The 20,253-nt window shown below is 68.2% G+C and carries 16 protein-coding genes; 5 read left to right on the top strand and 11 right to left on the bottom strand.

Features of this window, described 5'->3' with window-relative positions:
• Nucleotides 1-57: 57 nt before the first annotated feature.
• From DAT35_RS26590 to DAT35_RS26575, 4 genes are all read left to right on the top strand, one after another.
• Nucleotides 58-903 (top strand): VanW family protein, encoded by an 846-nt coding sequence (locus DAT35_RS26590; RefSeq protein ID WP_108070024.1) that lies wholly within the window; start codon nt 58-60, stop codon nt 901-903.
• Nucleotides 900-2,336 carry a hypothetical protein gene (locus DAT35_RS26585; RefSeq protein WP_108070022.1) on the top strand — a complete coding sequence of 479 codons (1,437 nt, stop codon included), beginning with the start codon at nt 900-902 and terminating at the stop codon, nt 2,334-2,336. Before DAT35_RS26590 ends, DAT35_RS26585 begins: the two co-directional genes overlap by 4 nt.
• A gap of 88 nt (nt 2,337-2,424) precedes the next feature.
• A complete protein-coding gene (locus DAT35_RS26580) occupies nt 2,425-2,946 on the top strand; it encodes a copper resistance protein NlpE (RefSeq protein WP_108070020.1) in 522 nt (173 codons plus the stop codon).
• Between the two features lie 93 nt (nt 2,947-3,039).
• Nucleotides 3,040-4,335 (top strand): hypothetical protein, encoded by a 1,296-nt coding sequence (locus DAT35_RS26575; protein WP_108070018.1) that lies wholly within the window; start codon nt 3,040-3,042, stop codon nt 4,333-4,335.
• A 9-nt stretch (nt 4,336-4,344) separates the two neighbouring features.
• On the opposite strand, the gene DAT35_RS26570 is transcribed toward DAT35_RS26575, so the two are convergent.
• From DAT35_RS26570 to DAT35_RS26545, 6 genes are all read right to left on the bottom strand, one after another.
• The gene (locus tag DAT35_RS26570) at nt 4,345-5,862 is read right to left on the bottom strand and encodes a hypothetical protein (RefSeq protein WP_108070016.1); all 1,518 of its coding nucleotides are present in this window, start codon (nt 5,860-5,862) and stop codon (nt 4,345-4,347) included.
• Entirely contained in the window at nt 5,843-7,546 is a 1,704-nt protein-coding gene (locus tag DAT35_RS60925; protein ID WP_108070014.1) for a type IV pilus twitching motility protein PilT, read from the bottom strand. Before DAT35_RS60925 ends, DAT35_RS26570 begins: the two co-directional genes overlap by 20 nt.
• Before the next feature lie 6 nt (nt 7,547-7,552).
• On the bottom strand, nt 7,553-8,029 hold the full coding sequence (locus tag DAT35_RS26560) for a hypothetical protein (RefSeq protein ID WP_108070012.1): 477 nt from the start codon (nt 8,027-8,029) through the stop codon (nt 7,553-7,555).
• Between the two features lie 98 nt (nt 8,030-8,127).
• Complete coding sequence (locus tag DAT35_RS26555; RefSeq protein ID WP_108070010.1) at nt 8,128-8,793, bottom strand: hypothetical protein; 666 nt, start codon at nt 8,791-8,793, stop codon at nt 8,128-8,130.
• Between the two features lie 2 nt (nt 8,794-8,795).
• A complete protein-coding gene (locus DAT35_RS26550; RefSeq protein ID WP_146209893.1) occupies nt 8,796-10,295 on the bottom strand; it encodes a hypothetical protein in 1,500 nt (499 codons plus the stop codon).
• A gap of 4 nt (nt 10,296-10,299) precedes the next feature.
• Nucleotides 10,300-11,967, bottom strand: coding sequence for a hypothetical protein (locus tag DAT35_RS26545; protein WP_146209892.1), 1,668 nt, complete (start codon nt 11,965-11,967; stop codon nt 10,300-10,302).
• Nucleotides 11,968-12,205: 238 nt separating this feature from the next.
• Between DAT35_RS26545 and valS the strand changes: the two genes are divergently transcribed.
• Nucleotides 12,206-14,887, top strand: a complete 2,682-nt coding sequence (gene valS / locus DAT35_RS26540) for a valine--tRNA ligase (protein WP_108070004.1) — start codon at nt 12,206-12,208, stop codon at nt 14,885-14,887.
• Nucleotides 14,888-14,908: 21 nt separating this feature from the next.
• On the opposite strand, the gene DAT35_RS26535 is transcribed toward valS, so the two are convergent.
• The 5 genes from DAT35_RS26535 to DAT35_RS26525 are packed head-to-tail and all read right to left on the bottom strand — an operon-like array spanning nt 14,909 to nt 20,200.
• On the bottom strand, nt 14,909-16,132 hold the full coding sequence (locus tag DAT35_RS26535) for a TIGR02270 family protein (RefSeq protein ID WP_158501886.1): 1,224 nt from the start codon (nt 16,130-16,132) through the stop codon (nt 14,909-14,911).
• 8 nt (nt 16,133-16,140) lie between these two features.
• Nucleotides 16,141-16,971 (bottom strand): hypothetical protein, encoded by an 831-nt coding sequence (locus DAT35_RS59145; RefSeq protein ID WP_158501885.1) that lies wholly within the window; start codon nt 16,969-16,971, stop codon nt 16,141-16,143.
• 3 nt (nt 16,972-16,974) lie between these two features.
• Nucleotides 16,975-18,060: a PAAR-like domain-containing protein gene (locus tag DAT35_RS26530; RefSeq protein WP_158501884.1), complete on the bottom strand. Its 1,086-nt coding sequence runs from the start codon at nt 18,058-18,060 to the stop codon at nt 16,975-16,977.
• Nucleotides 18,057-19,115 carry a 3-oxoacyl-ACP synthase gene (locus DAT35_RS59140; RefSeq protein ID WP_158501883.1) on the bottom strand — a complete coding sequence of 353 codons (1,059 nt, stop codon included), beginning with the start codon at nt 19,113-19,115 and terminating at the stop codon, nt 18,057-18,059. Before DAT35_RS59140 ends, DAT35_RS26530 begins: the two co-directional genes overlap by 4 nt.
• A complete protein-coding gene (locus DAT35_RS26525) occupies nt 19,112-20,200 on the bottom strand; it encodes a DUF2169 domain-containing protein (protein WP_233261734.1) in 1,089 nt (362 codons plus the stop codon). Before DAT35_RS26525 ends, DAT35_RS59140 begins: the two co-directional genes overlap by 4 nt.
• Between the last annotated feature and the right edge of the window lie 53 nt (nt 20,201-20,253).

The following is a 20,253-nucleotide window of genomic DNA, read 5'->3' as shown; positions in this document are numbered from 1 at the left end:
GGGGTCCCCGGCTGGACGTGTCGCCCATCCCCTGGGCTAGGCTGGTGCTTCGGACCCATGACCCCGACCGTTCCCCTGCGAGCCCTCGCCCGCCGGCTCCTCCCGTTCTCCGTGCGCGCGGGTCTGCGCCGTCTGCCCGCGATGACCCGGGCCCTCCTGCGTCCCCCTCCTCCACCCCGGCGCGGAGACTCCGCCCTCTTCCCCCACGCCCACTGCGAGCGCTCCAGCCCGCTGCGCCGCGAGACGACGATCTACGAGGACGCGCTCCAGCAGGCCAAGGAGCACAACGTGCGGCTGGGGGCCTCGCGGCTCCACGGCTGTGTCCTCGCTCCGGGAGAGACGTTCTCCTGGCACGCGGTGGTGGGGCCTCCCATCCGGCTTCGCGGCTTCCGTCCCGGCCCCGAGCTCCACGATGGCCGCCTCTCGGACGGCCCCGGGGGCGGACTGTGCCAGGTGGCCAACCTGCTCTATTGGCTCACGGTCCACGCGGGACTGGAGGTCCTCGAGCGCCACCGGCACGACCTGGACCTCTTCCCCGATCACGAGCGCACCGCTCCGTTCGGCTGCGGCGCCACCGTCTTCTTTCCCTTCAAGGATCTGCGGTTCCGCAATCCGCACCCGTGGCCGGTGATGCTGGAGGTGCGCGTGGACTCGACACACGTGCACGGCTCGGTGCGGATGCCCGAGGATCCCGGCTTCCGCTGCGAGGTGCTCGAAGTGGCGCACCGCTTCGTGATCCGCGATGGCACTGCTTGGCGGGAGAACCGGCTCATCCGCCGGACCCATGCGGGTGGCACGTTCCGCGACGAGCCTCTGAGCGAGAACCACGCCCGTGTCGCCTACGTCGTCCCCGAGCATCAGCTCGAGCTTCCCGAAACCGCTGCCGTCGGAGGTACATCATGAGCCGCCGCCTCGCGTTCCTCACCGCGCTCGGCCTGGGCAGTGCAGCCCTGGCCGCCGATCCCATCACCCTGCAGACGCTGACGCCCACCTCGGGCACGGGCGCCGAGCTGTTGCTCGACGGCAATCCGGCCACCGGCTGGAGCCCCGAGGGAGATCCGGCGGAGGAAGGCGTGCTCCTGCGCTTCGAGAAGCCCGTGTCGCTGGATGGCGTGGTGCTGCGCACCTGCACGGGGACGCCCGAGCTCACCGCGTCGCTCTACCTGAACGGTGCCGAGGAGGCCTCCGCGTCCTCCCAGAAGATCGGCGCCGAGGAGAAGGCGCTGAAGTTCAACAAGCGGGAGCTGCGCTCGATCTTCGTCCGTGTGCGGTTGGCCAGCGGCGCGAAGGCGTGCCTGGGCGAGATCGTGCTGCTCCAGGGAGGCAAGCCGCAGCCGGTGAAGGCGCCGCGCATGGTGTCCGGGCGCGTCGAGGCCTCGTCGGTGCTGACGCCCGCGGACGCGTACCACCCGGGGTTCCTCTTCGACAGCCGCCTGGACTTCGGCTGGGCGGAGGGCTCCAAGGGCCCGGGCACCGGTGAGTCCTTCACGCTGACGCTGGATGCGCCGGTGGAGATCACGGCACTCGAGCTGTGGAATGGCTACCAGCGCTCGGACGACCACTTCCAGAAGAACGCCCGGGCGAAGAAGCTGGCGGTGTCGGCGGACGGAGGCGCGCCGGTGTCGCTGGACGTGAAGGACGCGAGCGGCGTGCAGACGCTGAAGCTGCCGGCGCCCATGAAGGGCCGCGTGTGGAAGGTGTCGGTGGAGCAGGTGTACCCCGGCAAGCGCTACCCGGACATGGTGCTCAGCGAGCTGCGGCTGGTGGACGCGCAGGGACCCCTGGGGGTGCGCACACCGGACGGCGACGAGCGCAAGCACGCGCTGGAGGCGGGGCTGAAGGGCTCGCCGCTGGCGAAGGTGGCCAACCAGCGATGGCTCGGGCGCTGCGCTCCCTCGGATGCGGAGGCCCGGTCGGATCGCCAGCTCAAGCTGCGCACCAACAACACCTTCGTCTTCTATGACAACAGCGGGGACGAAGCGTCGAGCATGTCCGAGGTGCTCGATGGAGCATGGGTGGTGAAGAACGCGAGCGGCCCGTGGGCGACGGTGGAGCTGTTCGGCCGGCGTCACCGGAGCGAGACGAACTGGGATCCATACGCCGACACGGCGACGAAGGACACCGTGCGCATCGCCGGCGGCAAGCTGGAGGTGGCGCGGGTGGCGGACCTCGGCCGGCAGGAGTTCGAGAAGCTGGTGGCCGAGTGGTCCAAGGGCACGCAATCCGCCAAGGTGGAGTGCGTGGGCAAGGAGGGCAACAGCTACGAGGATCTGGTGAAGTCGAACGCATTCGTCGTGCGAGGCACGGCGGTGACGGATCTCTTCGCCAGCGAGTAGCAACGAACCGTTGCTACACCACGAGATGCGGTGACGCGGCGCGATCGGCCATGCTCCCCTTCCCCATCCACCGGGAAGGAGCCACACCATGCCGTCGATCTCCTCGCGTCACCCGCTCGCGCTGCTGCTCGCCGCCGCGGCGGCGCTGTCTCTCGCCGCATGTGCCCACTCCCAGCAGCCCGCCACCAACACCCAGGAGACCGGAACCGCGAGCACCGAGTCCTCGGGTCCGACGCCCACGGGCCGTGGCGGCATGGGCACCACCGCCATCCGCGCCCGGTACGAGGGCGTGCTGCCCTGTGCGGACTGTTCCGGCATCCAGACGGAGCTGCTGCTGCTCGCGGATGGCTCCTATGTGCTTCGGGAGTCCTACCAGGGCAAGGGCGACAACACCTTCGAGTCCCGGGGCCGCTACAACATGACGAGCGGCACCCAGGCGGACCCCAATGCCACCGTGTACCAGCTCACTCCGGCGGAGGGAGAGGACCGGTACTTCGTCGCCACCCAGGAGGGGCAGGAGTTGCGGATGCTCGACCGGAACAAGCAGGAGATTCGCTCGCAGCTCAACTACTCGCTGAAGCTCACGGGCGGCGCTCCGACGCAGCCGTAGCCACGGGAGCTCCTCCCGCCCCTCACGAGACCATTGTCACATTCTTGTAAAATCAGATAAGTCCGGCCTTCCACTGAATTCCAGGAGGCGGACTTGATCGGCTTCAAGCAGACACGGGGTCTCTTCATCGCGACGTGCATCGCCGGAGCCGGGCTCGCCGGGTGCGGGCCCGCCCTGGAGCCGGAGCTCGAGACCGAGGCCACGGGCGCCGCGCAGCAGGCCCTCACCGAGGGAGCGGCACTCACGACGCACGACGCGAGCTGTCTCCAGCTTCAGGACCAGAACACGTGGAGCACCTACGCCTCGTACATGACGCCCGTGGGCCCCGCGCTCGGGCTGTCGAGCATCGTGAAGGACCTGAACCGCGCGGGCCCCGTGCTCACCTCCAGCACGCGCCCGGCGGCCGTGGGCTACAACGGCGGCTTCCGCTGGAACGATGGCGACATGGCCACCGAGGACTGGATTCCCCAGGCGCTCACCGCGGGCGTGTCCGGTAGCACGAACGTCGCCATCGTCTCCTGGCACTACGCGCCCACCACCGCTCCGGAGAAGGGCGTGCGCATCTCCGTGGCGGACATCTCGGACATGTCCGCGAGCGCGGTGAACTACCGCCACATCCTGCTGGTGCGGCCCACCAGTTCCGGCAACTTCACCGTCATTCCCGAGCACGGTGGCGGCCTGGCCTGGTACGGCAACTACCTCTACATGGCCGACACCTCCGATGGCATCCGCGTGTTCGACCTCACGCAAATCCGCGAGGTGGACACCAGCACCACGTGTGACGCCGCGATCGGCAAGGTGGGCTCGGTGTGGTGCGCCTACGGCTACAAGTACGTGCTGCCGCAGGTGAGCGCGTACGTGGTGCCCTCGAGCATCACCAGCCCCTGCCGCCCCAAGTTCTCCTTCCTCGGCAAGGACACGCGCGGCACCACGGACGTGGTGCTCTCGGGCGAGTACTGCAACAACACCGGCACGTCGTGCCCCTATGACGGCACCACGCCGGGGCTCGGCGGGCGGCTCTACCGCTGGCCGGTGGACTCCACGACGTACCGCCTCAAGGCCACGAGCGGCATCGTGAAGCCCGAGCGCGCCTACATCATGAACGAGCCGAACGTGCAGGGCGTGGCGCCCATCATGACCACGACGGCGACGACGTCGTACTGGCTGAGCTCGACGCGCTACGGCGGCGCGCTCTTCAAGGTGTCCACGAGCGCCTCGCGCACGGCGTACCTGTCGGGGAGCAGCCAGTGGGCGAAGATGCCCGAGGGCATGCACGCCACCGGCAGCGGCACCAACCTGTGGACCGTCACCGAGGGCGTCAGCGGCGTGACCAACTCCGCGACCGGCGGGCGCGTGGTCATCTACGTGGACCAGGCCTCCGTGAACTGAGCCCGCCGCTCAGTCGCGGTTGCGCAGGAGGGAGGCGGGACGCACGGCGGAGGGGTTGTGCCAGTCGGCCAGCCGCTCCAGCAACTCCTCGTCTCCCTCCGCCCGGGCCCGGGCGAGGAAGGCCTCGAAGACGTCCTCGCGCACGTAGACGTAGTCGCGATCGAGCCGGATGGGCGCGGGAAGCCCCTCCTGCTCGGGCGCGTAGGTCATCCACTCGCCATCGCGGACACCCCACACGAGCCTCCCGATGCGGGTGCGATCCAGAGCGGGCTCGGGAGCCCAGGCCATGGCCTCTCGGCCGGTGACGTGGTCGTAGAGGAAGTTGATGCCCTGGTGCGCGATGAGCAGCTCGGGCGGGGGCTGGGGAACGCGCGCGATGAGTGCCCGGTAGCGGCCATACGGAGGCGTCGCCGCCGGATCGAAGCCGAAGCGCGCCAGGGGCACGAGCGCCAGCGTCACGAGAGCCACGGCCCACAGGCGGAGCTGAAGCCCCGCACGCGCCGAGGGCAGCGCGAGCAGCACGAGCGGCGCGGCGAGCAGCGGTGCGAGGAGTGAGGTGCGGTAGCCCAGGTCGAGCACATCCCGGCGCCAGAGGGGAAACAGGCACACCACGAGCGGGAGCACGAGCCCCATGACGAGCGGGCGCAGCTCCCTGCGGCGCCAGAGGAGCACCCCCCCACACGCGAGCCCGAGCCACGAAACGCCCAGCTCCACCTGCTGAATCACCTGGGTGTGGCGCAACGCGAAGTACGGAAAGGGAGGCGGCGCACCGGGAGACAGATCGAGCTGCGAGGAGACGCGCTCCAGGTCCTTCGGGTGGAGCAGGTTGGGCAGCACGGTGGTGAGGAGCGCGAAGGAGGCCACGCACACCACGCCCACGAGCACGAGGGGCCACTTGCGCTCGGGCGAGCCTCCGCGCCCGCGCAACACGAGCCCCAACACGGCCCCCACGGCGCCCAGGCCGAGCAGCGAGGCCCCGAGCCGATGCGCGGTGGCGGCGAGCATGACGGCCCCCATGCCCCCGAGGAGGGCACCCCACCCTCTCCGGCCAGAGACGCCCCACGCCAGCACGAGGAGGAGCGGAGGCACGGCCCCGAGCGTCTTCGGAAAATCCCCGGCGAGGTGCGTGAGCGTTGGCGAAGCCGCGGCCCAGGCCGCCAACCCCAGGGCCCCTGGAGCGTCCGCGGTCTCCTGCCCCGCGCGCCCCAGCGCCCTGCCCGCGAACCACGCCGCCGGGACACACAGCGCGGCCAGGAGCGCGCTCACCACCTTGAGGCCCATCACGGGCCCGCCCACCGCGGCGGAGCCCAGAGCCATCACCCGGAGCACCCAGCTCGCGTCGCGCACGTGGAAGCGCCCCTCGGTGAGCCAGTGCTGCACCTGCACGACGTAGTAGTAGCCGTCGGTGCCCGGGGGCTCGGGGCTCTCCAGGAGCAGCGCGAGCCGGACGAGGAACGCGCCCACGGTGAGCGCCGCCACCAGCGCGGCGGCGCCCCACTTCCGCGACTCAGGCGGTCGGGAGATCAAGCTTGAAGCCCGAGCGCTCGAGCATCTGCTTGAACTCCGTCTTGGCGATCGCCTTGATGTAGGCGTCGTTCGGCTCGCAGAGCTTGCGCTTCACCAGATCCAGCAGGGCATCGTTGAGCGTCGACATGCCGATGCCGCGCGAGGTCTGCATGATGGACGGAATCTGGAACGTCTTGCCCTCGCGGATGAGGTTGGCCACGGAGCTGGTGCACAGCAGCACCTCCTGCGCCGGCACGCGGCCTCCGCCGATCTTCTTCACCAGCATCTGCGAGATGACGCCCTTGAGGGACTCGGAGAGCATCATGCGGATCTGCTCCTGCCGGTCCGCGGGGAACTGGTCGATGATGCGGTCCACCGTCGAGGGCGCCGTGTTGGTGTGCAGCGTCCCGAAGACGAGGTGGCCCGTTTCCGCCGTCTCGATGGCGATGGCGATCGTCTCGAGGTCTCGCATTTCGCCCACGAGCACGATGTCCGGGTCCTCGCGGAGGGCGGCGCGCAGTGCCTGCTTGAAGGAGTTGGTGTGGACTCCGACCTCGCGCTGGTTGACCAGGCACTTCTTGTTCGGGTGGACGAACTCGATCGGGTCCTCGATCGTGATGATGTGGTCCTCGCGGTTGCGATTGATGAAATCCACCATCGCCGCGAGCGTCGTGGACTTGCCCGAGCCCGTCGGACCCGTCACGAGCACCAGCCCCTTGCTGAGGAAGCACAGGTCGAGGATGTGCTTGGACAGCCCCATGTCCTCGGCCGTCATGATCTTCGTGGGGATCTGCCGCATCACCGAGCCGATGCCCTTGCGATCCTCGAAGACGTTGACGCGGAAGCGGGCGCGCTCGGTTTCGTGAGCGAAGTCCGTGTCGCGGATCTCCTCCCACTGCTTCTTGTTCTTCTCCGGGGCAATGCTCCAGAGCATCGCCTTGAGGCGCTCGGGCGTGAGGGGCCGGTAGTCCTCCTGGGGAACCATGTCACCGTCGATGCGCAGCATGGGCGCCACGGTGCTCGACAGGTGGAGGTCCGAGGCCTTCTTGTCGAGCATGCGATCCAGCAGTGCGCGCAGCGCGGCGCCCGCGTCGGGGTCCGGCCCGTCCTGGGGCGGCAACACCTGGATGGACGACTTCGCCTCGACAGCGCCTCCAGCCGGGGCCTTGGCGGCCGGAGCCGCGGGGGCTCGGGCCGGAGCCCCCGGCGCACCGGGAGGGGCTCGGGCCGGAGTGACCGGAGCGGTGAAGGCCCCACCGGTACCGCGCGCCGCCAGGTCCATCATGTCCGCCGGAGAGGCCAACTCCAGCTTGTCGTCCTCGGAGGCGGGCGGCAGATCCAACGCGGCCGGAGTCGGGGCCGGGAGCGGCACCGCCGCGACGGTGTTCATCGCCGGCTGCGACGCCTTGGCCGGCACCAGCGCCACCTTCAGGTGGCCCGCGACGTTCTGCACCTTCACCTGCACCGAGCCGGCGGGAGCCGAGTACGGGAAGGTGGAGACTCCCTCGGTGGGGAAACTCGCGCGCATGTCCGGGGGGAGGATCTCCGAGAGCGCGCCGATGATCTGCTGCGAGTTGAGCCCCGCCTTCACCATGGGCACGTTGCCCGAGGCGGTACGCAGGGTGATGCCGCTGCCGGTCTCCAACATGATGGCGACACCGGCTTCCTTGTAGAGCTTCTCGATGAAGGCGTCGAACCGAGCCATGGCTTCTCAGCGGCGAAGGGTTTCCACGTACGCAACGTGGCGTTTGTTGACGAGCGCGACCCGCTCACCCTCCAACACGGGGATGAACGGGGGAGCGCTGTTGAGGTAGTCCGTCAGGCGCGAGTGCGCCTCGGGCAGCACGTAGGTGATGAGGCCGTGCAGCTTCTGGCCATCCACCAGCCGCACCTCCACTTCGTGCTCGGTGGGAATGGTGAACTGATCAACGACATTGGGCTCGTGCTCGGCCGCGACACGCGCCAGCGCGAGGTTCTCGCAGTGCACGAACGTCATGGCGTTCGTCTCCGCATCGAGCGCGGGGATGAACTGCGAGCCACTGTTGTTGAGCAGGTCCGACAGCCGCTCGCCACCGGTGTGACCGGGAGCGGCTTCGGCGAGGAATACGGCCACTTCACGCGAGGCGCCGCCGGGCAGGACGAACTGGGCCGCTACGCGTCGCTTGGGAACGGAGAGGGATTCCAGCATAGAGGGGGGTCAGCGAGATGCGCGTTGTTTACCACACTCGCCGAGCCCCCCATTAATCGCGACCTGGGGTGAGCACGTCTGCTACACCCCGTTACAACTCACAGCCGCAGGCCGACCTGGAGCCGGTACGTCACGCCCGAGAGTGGCAGCGTGCCCACCGGGAGAGGAGCCGAGCGGATGGGCTCCTCTTCGTCCTTGCCCGGGGGCGTGGGGGCCAGGGCGTCGAAGCGGGCCTCGGGCCGGAAGCCGTACCCCACCCCGAGATCGACGAGGAACGCGAGGCTGTCCGGGTTGCTTCTCTGGAGGGGGAGGAGCAGCGACACGCCCACCAGCCCCGTCGCGGAGAGCTGACGGGTCCCCTGCTTCAGCTCGCTGAGCTGCAGGTTCAGCCAGTCGTAGCCCACCAGCGCCTGGGCATACGGCTCGAAGTGCGTCCCCACGCGCACGCGGTACGCGGCCCCGAGCTCCACGCCCACCAGCCCCAGCTTCGCCGTGGCGACCTGGTGGAGCGGTGCGGAGGTGCTCCCGGAGAGGAATCCGCCCTCCACCTCCAGGCGGCCCCCCGGCAGGAGGAACGCGTAGGCGATGCCCGTGCGGAACAGCGGCAGGTGATCGTTCTCGTCCACCAGATCATATGCGCGCGCGGTGCTGACCTGGCCGGCGTAACCCAGACGGAACGTCAAGGGAGCACGGGCCGAGGCCACCAGGGGCGAAAGCAGGGATGCCATCAGGAGGACGGCGCGGACAGCGGGAAGGTGGCTCATGATCAGGGGTCCTCCGAGGCGGGGGCGAGCTCGTCCGCGAGGGTGAAGTACCGCACACGCTCCGCGGCACCGCGCTCGAGCTGGTCCGCGGGAATCAGGGTGACGTCGCCCAGGAAGGGCTCGGAGTGCTGGGCGGCCAGCATGCCGCTCGCGGGCAGGTAGTGCAGCGCGGTGATGGGGGCATCCAGGGTGACCTGCTCGATGGCGAGCGTCTCCACGTCCAGGCGCGCGATGACGGGCTGTCCCTGGGGCGCGAAGTACAGCCGGCCCCGGGCTGCGTCCATCACATCGGCCTCCACCTTGCGCGACACGGGGATGGGGCTGATGCGCACGCGCAGCCGGGTGTCCTCCTCGCGCACCGTCACCACGGAGAGCGCCGCTCCCCCGCTTCCGAGGTTGGGGTGCCGGAACACCGCCGCGCCGAGCGCGTCACTGAAGCGCACGGCGTCGAAGCCAGCGCTGAGCAGCACCGTGCCGTTCTTGCCCGTGACCACGTCCCAGGCCACCACCGTGCGCAGCTTGCCGTCGTAGAGCAGCACGCGCCCATCCGAGAGCACGTGGGCACTCGTCAGGGGCGCCCCCAGGGGGAGCTGGGCCCCGTCCTGCAGCCCTCGCGCGTCGAGCACCCTCGCCTCCTGGCTGCCCGAGTAGACGGCCAGCACCGAGCGCTCCGAAGTCGGCGCCTGCTCCGGAGGGAGCTCGAGGTCGCTCAGCCCCGTGCCCCCGGCGAGGAAGTTCACGGACGCGGTCAGCTCGCCGCCTTCCTGGCCCAGCTCCACGGCGAAGACGTCATCCATGCCGGAGAGCCTCAGGAAGAGCACGTCCCCCGTGCGCGAGAAGAGCGCCTCCTGCACGGCCACCTCGGGCTGTGTCTCCGACAGGCGGGTGGGGATGCGCCGCGGGGCCTTCTGGGGCGCCTTCGCGTCGAGCACCACCACGCCCCGGTCCAGGGTGATGGCCACGTACTGACGATCCTCATGCGGCGCGGCGAAGACGACCGAGCGCGGCGCGAGGCTCTCCGTGCCCAGCGCCAGCCGCGTCACCTTTCGCGCCTCGACGTCCACCACCGCCACCTCGTTGAGGTTGCGCGCCACCACGTCCGGGCCCAGACCCGCGGTGCTGTAGGTGAGCACGCCGAAGCGGCTGTCGGCGCTGAAGGCCAGGGTGTCATACGCCCCCGGTAGCTCCAGCGTCCGCACGTCACCGCTGTCCACCGACACGATCTGCAGCACGGGGTGGCGCTGATCCCCCGCCAGCACCGCCACCTGCTCTCCCTGGAGACGCACTGCCTTGCGCGCCCCCTCCGAGATGGGGAGGCCCCGGAGCTTCTCTCCCTTGCGCACCGTGACCACCCGCTGCGTCTGCGGCACCACCGAGACGAGCGCGTCCCCCGTGGTGAGCAGAGGCAGGGGCGCGAGCTTGCGGTCGTAGAAGTCTCCGCGTCCGCCACATCCGGCCGCGAGCAACAGCACCGCGGGAAGCAACTGTCGAACGATTCTCATGGGCTCACTCGATCCGCGAGTTGAGGGTGAAGCCGGTCACGGTCCGGATCTGGCTGTCGTCGAGATTCACGAAGCTGATGCGGCCAGCCGGGTGGAGCTGGGAGACGAAGATGCGGTGGTGCGTCTCCGAGGAGTCACCGGAGAACCCCCCCGCGAAGGCCGGAGGCGAGGCCAGCGAAATGGAGCGGGACACGAGCGTCGAGAGATCCACCGCGTCCACGGCGTAGCGGCGCTCCGAGTCGCTCCGCAGCGTCACTCCGACGAAGCCGCCGCTGGAGGAGAAGGCCACCTGCGACGGATCCAACGCACCGGTGCGGCGCAGTTGCAGATAGCCGGTGGAGATGTCGAGCACCGAGTAGCCGCGATCCGCGTCCACGGCGCGCTCGTAGGGGTCGGTCGCCTTGGAGTCTGGCTCGCGCTTGTGGACGATGAGGGCCGTGCGCCCGTCCGCCGAGAGGGCCACGCGCTCCACGCGCTTCTCCAGCGGGTAGCGGGTGACGGTGCCGGCGGGGAAGTCCACCCGCGTCACCGACTCGTCGTTGAGGACCGTGGTGTACACCAGTGCGAAGCGCGCCCCACCCGCCTGTGGCGGGAGCACCACCTGGCCCACCGAGGCCCCCGGAACATCGAGCAACTGGATGCCCGAGGGATCCTCGAGGTCTCCCGGCAGTTCAATGAGGGCGAGCTGGCCCGCGGTGCGCAGCGCCGCCACGGCTCCCGAGCCATCGGGGAGCAGATCCACGTCCGTGGCCACCTCGGGCAGCGTCACGGTGCGGAAGCCCGTCCCGTCGAAGGACGACAGCGTCGGCGCGGTGGTGGAGCGCAGCAGCACGCGCTGGCCATCCGGCGTGGACACCACCTCGCGCGAGGCCACGTCCCTCGCCATGACTTCCGGCAGCGGAATGCGCACCGGCAGCGGCTGCTCGCGCGGTGCGGAGAGGTCGAGCACCGTCACCGTGCTCTTGGCGAAGACGTAGGCCCGCGTGGCCACCCCACCCTCCAGACGGAAGAGGACGTCCGTGACGCGGAACCCGGCGGCGCGCTCGAGGACGGTGTTCGCGGGAGACTCGCCACGCCGTACCGCGCGCAGATCCACCAGTGACACCACGCCCTCGGCACCAGAGCCGGGCGGCGAGGACGGATCGGGCCAGGCCAGCGCATACGCTCCATCCGCGGACACCGCCACGCGCCCGTAGCGGCGGCCGAGCGGGACGCGCAACACGCGCGACGGCAGCGTGCGCGAGTCCACCACGGACAGCGAGGCCTCCACGGAGGACAGCGTCACCGCCGAGTCCTCGCCGGGCACCACGGCCACGTCCACGGGCGAGGCTCCTACCGGAATGGCCTCGAGCGCGAGCGTCCGCGGATCAATGCGCGTGAGGCTGTTGGCGCTCGGAGAGAGGACGTAGACGTAGCTCTTGCTGGCCAGCGGTGGGCGCTCGCTCGAGTCGTCCTGCTCGACCTCCGGCGGGACGCAGGCGGACTGGGTACAGGTGTAGCCGGTCGGGCAGTCCGCGGCCGTCGTGCAGACGGCGGGTGCGCCTCCGCCGCCGGGGTCCCCGCTTCCTTCGTCCGGGGCCAGAGGCCCTTCCGAATCAGAAGAAGAGGCACAGCCGGCGGCTCCGAGCGCCAGCAGGGTCAGGGTCATCCAATGGAACAGTGCTCGCGGCATCGTGGCTCCCAGGGGGGAATGGGCCGTGGGTCGGGCGGTAGCATTTCGGGTGCCAGTTACACACCCCGTGTAATCAAGGGTTTACGTGCTGTCCGGGCGTGGAAATCTGACGCTTCTGTCATGGAGGGCACGACTTTCCTGTCAGCGGGGTGATTTCCTGGCGCGGGTCCGACTTCCCCTGTCGTAGCTTGCGCGCGCACACACGCCGGCCCCTGGCCGAGCCTACCCAGAGAAACCGATGAAGTCGTTCCGTTCCATCAACCCCGAGCTCCTGCCCAAGCACTTCGAATCCGAGAGCGTCGAGAAGCGCCTCGATGCCCGGTGGGAGTCCGAGGGCGTCCACCGCTTCGATCCCTCGCGCTCGCGGGAGGAGACCTTCGTCGTCGACACCCCGCCGCCCACGGTGTCCGGCTCGCTGCACGTGGGCCACATCTTCAGCTACACGCACGCGGACGTGATCGTCCGGCACCAGCGGATGCTCGGGAAGAACATCTTCTACCCCATGGGCTGGGACGACAACGGCCTGCCCACCGAGCGCCGGGTGCAGAACTACTTCAACGTCCGCGCCGACGTCCGCACCCCGTACGAGCCGGGACTGCGCATGGAGCAGGCCACGGCCGAGTCCTCCAAGCAGCCGCCGCGCACGGTGTCGCGCCCCAACTTCATCGAGCTGTGCCACCAGGTGACGCAGCAGGACGAGCAGGTCTTCAAGGCGCTGTGGCGGCGCATCGGCCTGTCGGTGGACTGGCACGAGGAGTACGCCACCATCGACGACGACAGCCGCAAGCTGGCGCAGCTGTCCTTCCTGGATCTGTTCGAGAAGGGCCACGTGTACTCGGTGACGGCGCCGACGATGTGGGACGTGGACTTCCAGACGGCCGTGGCCCAGGCCGAGGTGGAGGATCGGCCGCAAGCGGGCGCGTTCCACGACATCGAGTTCGCCGTGGAGGGCTCGGACGCGCGCTTCACCATCGCCACCACGCGGCCGGAGTTGCTGGCCGCCTGCGTGGGCGTCACCGCACACCCCGATGACGAGCGCTACAAGGGCCTGTTCGGCAAGCGCGCCATCACCCCGCTCTTCCGCGTCCCGGTCCCCATCTTCCCGAGCGAGCTGGCGGACCCCACCAAGGGCACGGGCATCCTGATGGTGTGTACCTTCGGTGACGCCACGGACGTGCTCTGGTGGCGCCAGCAGAAGCTGCCGCTGCGGCAGATCATCGGGCGCAACGGGCGGCTGATGCCCGTCACCTTCGGAGCGCCGGGCTGGGAGAGCCTCGATGCCGGGGCCGCGCAGGGCTTCTACTCGGGCCTGCAGGGCAAGTCGGTGAAGCAGGCGCGCACGGCAATGGTGGAGCTGCTGCGGCGCGAGGACGCCTCGGCGAAGCCGGGCCTGAGCGCTCCGCTCCAGGGCGAGCCCAAGCCCATTCAGCGCGACGTGAAGTTCTTCGAGAAGGGCGATCAGCCGCTCGAGTTCATCTCCACGCGCCAGTGGTTCGTGCGGCTGATGGACAAGAAGGAGCAGCTGCTGCGCTACGGCGAGCAGGTGAAGTGGCACCCCGAGCACATGGGCTCGCGCTACCGCAACTGGACGGAGAACCTGCAGCTCGACTGGTGCATCAGCCGCCAGCGCTACTTCGGCGTGCAGTTCCCCGTGTGGTACCCGCTGGACGCCGAGGGCCACCCCCTCCACGACAAGCCGATCCTCGCGCCGCGCGAGCGCCTGCCGGTGGATCCGACGGTGGACGTGCCACCGGGCTACGACGCCTCGCAGCGGGACAAGCCCCACGGCTTCACGGCCGAGTCGGACGTGTATGACACCTGGTTCACCAGCTCGCTGACGCCGCAGATCGCCTCGGGCTGGGAGTTGCATCCGGAGCGCCACCGCAAGCTGTTCCCCGGAGACATCCGGCCGCAGAGCCACGAGATCATCCGGACGTGGGCCTTCTACACCGTCGCCAAGGCGATGCTGCACGAGAGCACCATCCCCTGGAAGCACGTGCTCATCTCCGGGTGGATCCTCGATCCGGACCGCAAGAAGATGTCGAAGAGCAAGGGCAACGTCATCACGCCCATGCACCTCATCGAGAACTACGGCGCGGACGCGGTGCGCTACTGGGCGGCCTCGGCGCGCCTGGGCACCGACACGGCCTTCGATGAGAAGGTGTTCAAGGTGGGCAAGCGCCTGGTGACGAAGCTCTTCAACGCGGGCAAGTATGTGCTCGGCCAGACGGCGCAGGAGCACCCCATCACCCACGAGCTGGACCGGGCCTTCGTGGCGAGGCTCGCGAGCGTGGTGGAGGCGGCGACGGCTTCCTACAAGGACTTCGAGTTCGCACCGGCGCTGGCGAACACGGAGAGCTTCTTCTGGTCGAGCTTCACGGACACGTACCTGGAGCTGGTGAAGGCGCGTGCGCGCGGCGAGTCCTCGGGAGGCGAGGAGGCGCGCGGCTCGGCGGTGGCGGCGCTGCGGCTGGGCCTGAACGTGCTGTTGAGGCTGTTCGCGCCCGTGCTGCCCTACATCACCGAGGAGGTATGGAGCTGGGCCTTCGCGGAGGAGACGGGGCACAAGAGCATCCACCGCGCCCCGTGGCCCGATGCGAAGACCTTCGAGGGCATCGCGAAGCCGGCGAACCCGGCCTCGTTCCAGCTCGCGGAGGGCGCGCAGCAGGCGATCAACAAGCGCAAGAGCGAGCTGGGAGCGGGCGTGGGCCGGGGCGTCTCGCGCATGAAGGTCGCGGGCAATGCCGCCACCCTCGCCGGCTTCGAGAGGGTGCGGGAGGACGTGCTGTCCGCGACCCGCTGCCAGAGCGCGGAGGTGGTGGAGAAGGCCGACCTCGCCGATGGCGTGTTCGAGCTCGTCGAGTTCGAGCTGGCGCCCGCCGTGGAGAAGGAGAAGGCCCCGGAACCCTCCGAGACGTGACGCGAGTCCTGGATTCACGCTTCAGGCAGCGAGCCATTGCCGCTGCCTGAAGCACGGTGCCCCGACATCGAAGAGAGGCTGGCCAGGGTGTCGCATGGCCAACTCGAGGGCCGCGGCCTTCCGCTCGCGCTGGAGCCCGAGCCGGAGTGCGTCCCGAAGGGACTCGGACGTCATGGGCTGTCCGAGCAGATGGCGAGCATCGGGGTGGAAGTCCCCTTTCCTCTCGTTCCACCAGGCCTCCACTGCATCCGGAGCCGGCCAGGGCAGCTCCGCATCGGGATCATCCTCTACCTCGAAGCCTTCCGGAGCCTCTCCTTCGAGAGGCCGCTCCAGGAGGTCGGCCCCGGTGATGAAGCGGAAGGACTCGCCCGCCGCACGGGCAAGCTCCGGCATTCGCATCATTCGCAACAACCAGGGAACGAAGAACGTGTCTCCCAGGGCCGCGCTGCCGAGAAGGGCGAGACGGAATCTATCGGGTCGTTCCGAGAATCCCATCAGCCACTCCCGAGCTTCGCGCCGATCCATCCGCCGCACGGCCAGCTCGCATGCTTCTGCAGCATGGGGACCACCCTGATCAGCCAGGGAACGGAGAATGGGAACGGGCGCCTTGTCACCCAGCAGGGCACAAGACCTGGCGGCGGAGAACCGACACGCTTCGTCCTCGGAGGTCAGGGCCTGTCTGGCGAAGGAGAGGAGATCCCGGCGTCCCACCTCGCCTACGGACTGGAGTGCCCGGGCACGGAGCGGCGCATCGGTGCTGGAGAGCGCCCGGGAGAGAGCGGCGCCCGCATCCTGGCGATGTGCGGCATACCCCGCGAGAGCCATCCGGCGCAGCGCGGGGTCCTCCTCGCCGAGGAGTTGACTGAGCACTCCGGCCACCCGAGGCCACGGCAACCAGGAGAGAGCCGCGAGGAAGGCCTCGAGGCCAGGCTCCGATTCACGAGCGAGCTCCAGCGCCGGCAAGAGACGGACCGCGGGGGCAGTGTCGAGCGCCGAGACGGCCACGGTGAATATCTCCCCCATCCCGGCCACGGACAGGGCCTCGTCGATAATGGACCGGGCAGCCTCGCCCGAGATGCGCAACCCGTCCAGATGGGCCTCGATGCGCTCGTCGATCCGCTCCAGGTCCGCGAAGGCGTAATGAGAAGCGTGGACGGCCCTGCGGCGCAGGGCCCAGAGGAAGGAAGCCTCCTCGAAGTGAAGGGAGACGAACTCGGGCAGAGGCCCATTGGAGGGGAGTGGCATGAGATGACTCATTCCGGAATGCGGTGGCCGAAGAAATAGCGCACACCCTCCTCGTACTGGGTGGCCTGTGGGCTCTCCAGGAAGCCTTCGAGGATGGAGGCGGCAGTGAGCGGCTGGAACTCCCGATCCTTGTAGAAGCCCGAACAGTCGATGCCCGTGCTCGCCTCGAACCTGCGCCGGTAGAAGGGTTGCATGGCCTTCTCGAAATAACTGTCGCCGAGGCTCCGCAGCATCCGACGAGCCAACGGAACTACCCCGAAGAGTTCCCCGTGAAGCAGGAGGACCTCGTCCGCCCCAAACTTTCGCTTGAGAACCTCGTATTTCTCCATCACCAGATCGGGATATGTGCTGACATCCTCCCAGGATGCTCTCTCGGCTAGCGGGCCCCATTCCATTTCCATCATCGTCGACAGATAGAACGGCAGAACCTCTGCGTCCTGGAACCCGAAGTGCCTATCGTAGGACTCGACAATGGTTGGAACGGCAGACAGTCGCCCCCATGCTCCGAGTGCATTGCAAAAACGAATCGCCTTGTCCGGGTCCAATGACTCTTCCATGTCTTTCATCATACGGATGAAACAAGCCGTTCCCCCCACATCTCCCAGAATCTGGGCGCATACCCACTTCAAGAGACCAGATTGGGTCCGCTCATGGATCTCCAGCAGTTGACCCGACCTGCTGAAATCGCCAGATCTGGCTCTACCCAGAATAGATTGAGCATCAAGCCATAGAGGCGCATCAGGACTCTTTTTCAGCCTTGGATCGTCCGACGAAACAGGACTGACGAAGTACCCATACCCCTTCCAATTCAATGCCTCTGAATAGAAATTCAATTCCACACCTCACCTCCCCTGCCATTCGTCCGTGAAGAACTGATCGATTTCCTGACAAACCCCACACAGGGTCTGCTGGGGCTGAAGGTTGCCTGGATTCTTTGGACACCCTCCAGCTTCTTTGGGCACCACGTGGTTGATTCGCTCGAGTCGGTTTGCCTTGAGCTTCAACGCGTCATATTCCTGCCGGTACCGCATCAATTGCGCATTCTTCTGAAGTTCGCTCCGGGATGCCTTACCAGCCTTCCGCAAGGCATCTGCATCCTTGTGCTGAACCAGGAATTCCCCCATGAACTCCATCGAAATCTTGAGCTTGATGCCGGTCATCTCCCAGTAACGCTCTCGATAGTCGCTCTTCACCCCCGGCCCCTCCCATGCATTGACAATCGAGGCATAACGCTTCTCATTCTTGGCTCGAAACACATCACAGGGCGGTTCCGGGAAGACCCGACCAGCGCAGGTGCACAGCTTCTCCTTGCATTCCTTCAAATAGTCGTACTGCTCACGTCGGGGATCCTTGGAGTCAAGCCCGTAGAACTCTTCCATCGTCAGCGGCTCATCATCTTCCTTGAATGCCGCCGGGCACGACTCCTCCCCACAGCAGGGACACTTCCCCTCTTGCATCCGCTGGAGGGCAAGTTGCTGCGCCTGCGCTACCTGTGCCTCCGACAGGTTGGGGAGTGGCGGCGTTGCTCCCGGGTAGCTCCCGTGGTTCGACGTCGTCAGGTCCATATGTCTCACCACCCCCTTCCCCTCCACCTTCACGTCCATGGACCACGAGGCGAAGTACGTCTTTCCCGTAATCGTGTGCGTCACCACACTCGCCCCGAAGTTCCTCGTCGCCGCCTCGTTCCCCAATGGCGACGTCTGGTAGTGGGACTCATCCTGGAGCGCCACCTCCTTGCCGGCAATCTGCACCGTCCGGCTCCCGGCCTTCAGGTCGTTCGCGGAGGAACTGTCCGCGTACGGCACCGGTACGGGACCCGCCGGCGGTGGAGGCGGGCTCATACACACGTCCGGAAAGGCCGCGGTCACCTTCCCGTCGCCTCCCTTCCTCACCACCTCGTTCCCATTCGCATACACCTTGCCGCTCATCGACGGCCCTCCCCTGCGCGTCTTGGCCGCTGCACCACGGCCACTGCCCTGTCGCCAGAGACACTGCTGGTAAAGCACATCGCACGTTCCCCGGGCGCGTAGCCCCGCTGGTAGGCCTGCGCCACCCTCACGAGCTGGCAGATGCCCGCCGCCGCCCCCACCTCTCCAATGGACTCGGCGCACAGCCATAACGGCAGGGACTCCTGCTTCACCCTCAGCAGGCGCGTCAACGCCAGGGCCTGCTCCTTGAATCCATACGACTCCCCCGAGACATCCGACAGGCGCAGGTCCATGTCCTGCATCCGCAGCCCGGCCTCCTCCAGGGCGGCACGCCCGGCCCGCACCAGCCCGTCCGCGCGCAGGGGCTCCTCGTTGAGTACCGAGGCTGGCTCCTGGGCGAAGCCCAGTCCCACGAGCGTGGCCATCGGCGGGCGTGTTCCCCCCATGTGCGGCTCCACCCGGACGCAGGCCGCCGCCTCCCCGGGAATGACACCATCCGCGTTGCGCCGGGTCTTCAGGCGTCCGTGTTCCTCCAGCCATAGCAGCGAGCGAGCATTGAGGAAGGAGTCCACCCCGCAGACGAGGCAGGCGTCGGCGCGGCGATCCATCACCAGTTTCCGGGCCGTCTCCAGCACCTGGAATCCAGCGGCATTGCCTCCCGGCAGCACACGCGACAGGCGCGGGTGGAATCTCCGCTCGAGTCGGCGCTCCACCCGTGCCACCAGCTCTCCCGCCATGTCCGCTCCTCCGCCGGGGCGCCCCGGCTCGGCCACCGCCACCAACAGCGGAACCTGTTCGAGACCCACTCCCGCCTCTCCTCCCAAGGCATCCGCGATCGCCATCGCCAGCAAATCCACCAACCGCTCGTGGCGCCCCATGTCGAGTGGCAGCACCGGGACCAGCGAACCGGTGATGGGTTTGCGCGCGTTGTCCCAATAGGGAAGCATCCCGAAGGCGGACAAGCCCGCCCGCATGGCGGCACCGGCCGAGGCAGCATTCAACCCCACCGGGCTCACCATTCCCGTGGCCGTCACGTGCAGACGGATGGCGCTCATGGCTGGCCAGCCCCCCGCCGGATCTTCCGGCATGCGGCCACCGCTTCGGCAAGCGATCTAAAGTGGCGCTTGCCCCCACCCCGCCCTGGTGGCCGCCGGACGGGCGGCTGTCCCACCAGGATCTCCCTTAGCCTCCCGGGTTTCCTGCCCAGGGGAACCGAGGCCCGCCAGGTCAGCATCATCCGATGCTGGTCCGGCTCGATGAGGAGGGTATCCAGGAGGGGATCGAGGCACTGGTCCCGGTCGTCGAACCGGAAGGTGACGGGAAACCGTAGCGAGGGAACACGAGCCACCAGCACGCCCTCACGCGTCAGGCCCGTACAGCGCAACACCTCGCCTCCCCGCAGAGAGGGAACCTGCTGGTCCACTGGCGCACAGAGGAAGTACTGCGTATCGAAATCACGTGGCAGGAAGGGATACTCCTCCTCCAGCCATCGCTGGTCGTAGGTTCCCGCATGGGCGATGCGCGGCTGCCAGCTCCGCCCGACCGGCCCCAAACCCACGGGCTGAGGGGTGTCCCTCCATCCGGAGATAGGCTGCCGGGGGTCCTCCAGGTTCGGTAGGGGCGTCCCTTCCGCCTCCTGGGCATCGGGGTTCTTGTGGTAGCCCACTCCCACCGGGTTGCGCAGCTCGGTGCCCCGGTGCCGCAGGTCCTCGTGCGTCACGTCCGTCCCGCCAAAGGCCCGCTCGTAGACCAGGGGCATCTGGACGAAGCCCCGCGTCGGGGAGGGACGCAAGCCAAGCAGTCCTCGCTCCCATCGACGATCGCCGGTAACCCGGATGGACTTGCGCAACGTTCCCATCTCCACCGTGACCAGAAGTGTGTCAACGGGGCGGCCTGTAGGCGACACGGCCTGACCGTTGATGAGGATGTCCGCACGGGGTTTGAAGGGGGCGAAGTCGTTCTCGTATCGGAGGCTCGTGGTCCCTGGGTCTCCCCAGTGGGCATCCGATGAAACCAGAGGCGCCTGTTCGTCGGCCAACCGCGGCTCGCCCCCGGCTTCGAGCGCGAAGGTGCCTTTCACCACAACGACACACTGGTCTCGGCCAGACCTATCCGTCGCGACGCAGAGGCCAGAAGCCATCCCCGTCGTATTTCGACTCACCTGCATGACTCCCCCCCAACGATGCGGCAAGA

The sequence above is a fragment of the Vitiosangium sp. GDMCC 1.1324 genome (assembly GCF_003044305.1).
Lineage (GTDB): Bacteria > Myxococcota > Myxococcia > Myxococcales > Myxococcaceae > Archangium.
This window is presented reverse-complemented; position numbering and strand designations above follow the sequence as displayed.

What these genes read in the sequence shown, in the direction of transcription:
- DAT35_RS26525 (WP_233261734.1), bottom strand. Translation starts at nt 20,200, where the DNA reads ATGGCTTCTGGCCTCTGCGTCGCGACGGATAGGTCTGGCCGAGACCAG.
- DAT35_RS26545 (WP_146209892.1), bottom strand. Translation starts at nt 11,967, where the DNA reads ATGCCGCGAGCACTGTTCCATTGGATGACCCTGACCCTGCTGGCGCTC.
- DAT35_RS26580 (WP_108070020.1), top strand. Translation starts at nt 2,425, where the DNA reads ATGCCGTCGATCTCCTCGCGTCACCCGCTCGCGCTGCTGCTCGCCGCC.
- DAT35_RS59140 (WP_158501883.1), bottom strand. Translation starts at nt 19,115, where the DNA reads ATGAGCGCCATCCGTCTGCACGTGACGGCCACGGGAATGGTGAGCCCG.
- DAT35_RS26555 (WP_108070010.1), bottom strand. Translation starts at nt 8,793, where the DNA reads ATGAGCCACCTTCCCGCTGTCCGCGCCGTCCTCCTGATGGCATCCCTG.
- DAT35_RS26530 (WP_158501884.1), bottom strand. Translation starts at nt 18,060, where the DNA reads ATGAGCGGCAAGGTGTATGCGAATGGGAACGAGGTGGTGAGGAAGGGA.
- valS (WP_108070004.1), top strand. Translation starts at nt 12,206, where the DNA reads ATGAAGTCGTTCCGTTCCATCAACCCCGAGCTCCTGCCCAAGCACTTC.
- DAT35_RS26550 (WP_146209893.1), bottom strand. Translation starts at nt 10,295, where the DNA reads ATGAGAATCGTTCGACAGTTGCTTCCCGCGGTGCTGTTGCTCGCGGCC.
- DAT35_RS26590 (WP_108070024.1), top strand. Translation starts at nt 58, where the DNA reads ATGACCCCGACCGTTCCCCTGCGAGCCCTCGCCCGCCGGCTCCTCCCG.
- DAT35_RS26535 (WP_158501886.1), bottom strand. Translation starts at nt 16,132, where the DNA reads ATGCCACTCCCCTCCAATGGGCCTCTGCCCGAGTTCGTCTCCCTTCAC.
- DAT35_RS60925 (WP_108070014.1), bottom strand. Translation starts at nt 7,546, where the DNA reads ATGGCTCGGTTCGACGCCTTCATCGAGAAGCTCTACAAGGAAGCCGGT.
- DAT35_RS26560 (WP_108070012.1), bottom strand. Translation starts at nt 8,029, where the DNA reads ATGCTGGAATCCCTCTCCGTTCCCAAGCGACGCGTAGCGGCCCAGTTC.
- DAT35_RS26585 (WP_108070022.1), top strand. Translation starts at nt 900, where the DNA reads ATGAGCCGCCGCCTCGCGTTCCTCACCGCGCTCGGCCTGGGCAGTGCA.